Genomic DNA, 4148 nt, shown 5'->3' with positions numbered 1-4148 from the left:
GGGCCGCCGTGGTCTCGTCCCGGCCACGGCGGCCCCCCTCATACGACGGGTAATTTCGGTTGGAATAAAAGAATATTTGGCGGGAATGCTCACGGAGGGCCTCCGAATTCACGAGCGGTTCTCGACCGAAGATCGAGATCGGCCTTGAGCTTGCGTGCCGACCGTGGCAATGTGGCAGGTGCGATGCGCCACGGCGTGGAAGTTATTCACCTGCTCTTCCCGGAGGTTTTCGCATGTCGTCGTTAGACCTTCCCGGTATTGACGTGTCCGCCCGGGTCCGTGCCCGGGACATCCAGATGGCCGGCGTCGCCGATCTCCGCCAGCGCGTGCTGATGATCTCCGGCGCCATCGACGTCGTCGACCACGACGTCACCGTGACGATCAACCTGCCGGAGCCCGGTCGCTGGCAGATCATCAAGTCCGAGACGAACCTGACCAAAGAGACCTGGGTGGCGATGCAGGCGGTCACCGACGAGAACTCGCACTTCGTCGACGGCGACGAGGCGATGATCCTGTCCCGCCAGTTCGCCAAGAGCTTCATGACGCCCGACCAGCGCCGGCTCACCTTCTACGACGGCGAGGTCCGCCCCGGCGAGTCCCTGCTGAAGATGTACAGCATGGAGACCGAGAGCCGCCGGCCGATGTACCTGCATTCCCGGTACAGCCCGATCTCCACCGAGTCCGCGGAGAAGTCCGCCGAGACCCTGCAGAAGCTGATCGCCGACGGCATGCCGCAGCGGCCGACCGTCGAAGTGATCATCCCGGTCACCGTCATCGGCTGATGACGGTTTTCCTTCCGCATCCCCGATTGCTCGATTCACCGCGGGGGCGCGACTGGCCGCCGTACCCGGAGCCGGCCGTCCCGGCCGGCTCCGCGCGGCCGCCGGCGCGCGCCGACGTGGTGATCGTCGGGGCCGGGCTGGCCGGCCTGGCGGTGACCGCGGCGCTGTGGCACCTCGGGGTGCGCGACGTCGTGCTGCTCGACCGGGACGGCCGCCCGGGACGGCGGTTCTTCGCCCGGGTGGACCGGCTCGAGCAGCGGGTGCTGCGCTCGCCCTACGAGCACCACCCGGGTGTCGAGGGCTACCGCGACTGCGAGCTGCTGGACTTCGCCCGGCTGCACTGGGCCGCCCTGACCCCGGTGGAGCGCAGGGAGGTCCGGATGGCCCAGGCCGGCCACCGGTCGGTGGTCCCGGTCGACGTGTTCGAGGCGTTCTGCCACCACGTCGCCACCATCCACGGCGCGTACGCGCGGACGTGGCCGGGCGAGGTCCGTCAGGTCCTGCCGGATGCCCGCGGCGTGGCCGTGCGCACCGCCGACGCCGAGATCACCGCCCGGTTCGCCGTGCTGTGCCTCGGCGAGGAGCGCCGCGCGGCGCCGGAGCACTGGTGGCCGGGCGACGGCGTGCCGGAGCGGGTCGGCTACTGGGACGAGCCGGCGCCGGACGCCGGCACGCTGATCGTGCTCGGCGCCGGGCTCACCTCGGCCCACCTGATCGCCAACGCGCTGGCCGCGGGCCGCGGGGTGCACTGGATCGTGCGCCGGGAGGCCGAGCGGTACCAGTGCTCGGACGTCAACGCCTCGTTCTTCCGGGCCGAGGGCCGGGCCCGGTTCGACGGCGTGCCGTGGGCCGATCGGCTGGCGCTGATGCGCCGCGAGCGCCGGGCCTCGGTGATGTTCGAGTTCCGGCCGGGGTTCGCCGCCGCCGAGGCGGACGGGCGGCTGACCGTGCACCGCGGCCGGGAGGTGACCAGGCTGACCGCTGACTCGCGCGGCGCCACGGTGCTGCTGGCCGACGGCACGCACGTCCGCGGCGACGCGGTGACGCTGGCGCTGGGCACCGCGCCGTCGATCGGCACCGGGCTGCTGCCCGACGCGCTGGTCGGCGCGCTGGACGGCTGGCCGGACCTGGACGAGCGGACGCTGGCCTTCCGCCGCGCGCCAAGGGTGTTCGCGGCCGGGGCGGCGGCCGGCATGGTGCTCGGCCCGGCGGGCCGCAACATCGACGGCCACCGCGTGGCCACCGCCCGGATCGCGGCCACCATCGCGGCCGGGCTGTCCCGCGACGACGCCTACCCGGTCGGTGAGGCCCATGCATCCGTCCACTGAGGACACACGGTTCGACATGCCTGGCGTGGACGACCCGCCGGCCACCGAGCTCGGCGTGATCCTGCTCGGTCTGGACACCGAGCGGCTGCTTGCCGGGCTCGGCGCCGCCACCGCGGTGGACGACGACCCGACGGTCGTGGTCCTGCGGGTGGACCAGATCCGGCACGGCGTGCGGCAGGACCGCGGCGTGGTCGCCGAGGGCGCCCGGCGCTGGCGCTCCGCAAGGCCGGCCATGGCCGCGGCCGATCCCGCCGGGCCGCCCCAGGTCGCCGCGCTTCGTCCACTGTGGACGTACGCCGGCCGGGTGGTCGCCGGCCTCGATCTCGGCACGCTGGGAGCGGCCGCACGGGCCTTCCTCGCGGCATGCTGGCTGCGGCGCACCGACGTCGACCGTTTCGTGGAGGAGCTCCATGTCGTACCTGCCCTCGATCCCTGACGGGGCCGTGCTGATGGACGTGTTCCGGGCCTATCCGGACACCACCCGGCCGCTGCTGGACTACCACGAGCTGGTGCTGCGCGGCCCGTCGCCGTTCACGGTGGCCGAGCGGGAGCTCATCGCGGCCTACGTGTCCGGGGTCAACTCGTGCGACTACTGCCACGGCGTGCACACCGTCACCGCCGAGGCCTGCGGGGTGGCGGTCGGCGCGGTGCCGGCCGCCGTCGCCGACCTGGACAGCGCCCCGGTGAGCGAGAAGCTCAAGCCGGTGCTGCGCTACGTCGGCAAGCTCACCCGGTCACCGTCCTCGGTGTCCAAGCTGGACGCCGAGGCGGTGTTCGCCGCCGGGTGGGACGAGCGGGCGCTCTACCACGCGGTGCTGGTCTGCGCGCTGTTCAACTTCATGAACCGGGTCGTCGAGGGCCTGGGGATCAAGGCGGACGACGACTACTACGCCATGTCCGGCAAGCGCCTCAACGACATCGGCTACGCCGGCCTCAGCGAGCTGATGAGCGGCTGAGCACGTTGCGATAAGACCGGCCCGCTCCGCCGCCGTAGCCTCGAAAGAGGTTCGGCGACGAGAGGAGCGCCCAATGGCCGGGGCACTTGTCCGGACCGCGCTGCGGACGTCGCTGTCCCAGATCCGGCACGTCCGGCCGGTGCGGCCGCGCCACGCCGGCGGGCTGGTGGCCAGGGTGTACCGCCAGGTCGAGCGCGACTTCGGCATGCTGGCGCCGCCGGTCGCCCTGCACTCCCCCGCGCCCGCGGCGCTGGCCGCGAGCTGGGCGATGCTGCGCGAGACTCTGGTCGTGCCCGGCGACGCCGGCCGTCCGGCCAAGGAGGCCGTGGCGGCCGCGGTGTCGGACGCCAACGCCTGCCCGTACTGCGTGGAGGTGCACGACGCGACCCTGCGCGGGCTGGTGCGCGACCCCGGCGCCGACCCGGCCCTTGCGGAGCTCGCCACGTGGGCGCGGGAGAGCGGCACCTCCGACGGCGCGGCCCGGCACGCGTGGCCGTTCCCGGCCGGGCACGCTCCCGAGCTCATCGGCGTGGCCGTGACGTTCCACTACCTCAACCGGATGGTCCACGTCTTCCTGTCCGACTCCCCGCTGCCGCCCACCGTCCCGGCCGGCGCCCGGGACCGCGCCCGCCGGTTCCTCGGCTGGGTGATGCGCGGCCCGGCCGTCCGAAGTAGCCGGCCGGGTGCGGCCATCGAGCTGCTCGACGACGCGCCGCTGCCCACGGATCTGGCCTGGGCGGCCGGAAATCCGAGCATCGGCGGCGCGTTCGCCCGTGCCGCCGCGGCGATCGAGGGCGGCACGGTGCCGCCGTCCGTCCGCGAGCTGGTCACCGCCGAGCTGTCCGATTGGGACGGCCAGCCCGGCGGGCCGAGCCGGGCCTGGGTGCACGACGCGACGGCCGCCCTGCCGCCGGCCGACCGGGCCGCCGGGCGGCTGGCGCTGCTGGCCGCCAAGGCCTCGTACCAGATCGACGACGCCGTGGTGGCCGAGTTCCGTGCGGGCGCGCCCGCGGACGCCGCCCTCGTCGAGCTCGTCTCGTGGGCGAGCCTGACCGCCGCCCGGCGGGTCGGCGGCTGGCTGG

At 73.8% G+C, this 4148-nt stretch carries 5 protein-coding genes; all 5 read left to right on the top strand.

The genetic code is table 11. The features are described from left to right. Window positions 1–296 precede the first annotated feature (296 nt). Window positions 297–782 (top strand): DUF6423 family protein, encoded by a 486-nt coding sequence (locus tag VGX25_RS17670; protein WP_326918903.1) that lies wholly within the window; start codon window positions 297–299, stop codon window positions 780–782. Further along, complete coding sequence (locus VGX25_RS17665; RefSeq protein ID WP_326918902.1) at window positions 782–2110, top strand: FAD/NAD(P)-binding protein; 1329 nt, start codon at window positions 782–784, stop codon at window positions 2108–2110. Before VGX25_RS17670 ends, VGX25_RS17665 begins: the two co-directional genes overlap by 1 nt. After that, a complete protein-coding gene (locus VGX25_RS17660) occupies window positions 2094–2546 on the top strand; it encodes a DUF6187 family protein (protein WP_326918901.1) in 453 nt (150 codons plus the stop codon). Before VGX25_RS17665 ends, VGX25_RS17660 begins: the two co-directional genes overlap by 17 nt. Then, window positions 2521–3066 carry a carboxymuconolactone decarboxylase family protein gene (locus VGX25_RS17655; RefSeq protein ID WP_326918900.1) on the top strand — a complete coding sequence of 182 codons (546 nt, stop codon included), beginning with the start codon at window positions 2521–2523 and terminating at the stop codon, window positions 3064–3066. The genes VGX25_RS17660 and VGX25_RS17655 overlap by 26 nt, the downstream gene beginning before the upstream one ends. 73 nt (window positions 3067–3139) lie before the next feature. Further along, window positions 3140–4148, top strand: a 1009-nt coding sequence (locus VGX25_RS17650) for a carboxymuconolactone decarboxylase family protein (RefSeq protein WP_326918899.1), incomplete at its 3' end; no start/stop codon positions are given.

The organism is Actinophytocola sp., assembly GCF_035942955.1.
Lineage (GTDB): Bacteria > Actinomycetota > Actinomycetes > Mycobacteriales > Pseudonocardiaceae > DASYTH01.
Note: the sequence above shows the minus strand (reverse complement) of the source record. Positions and strands in the feature narration are given on the sequence as shown.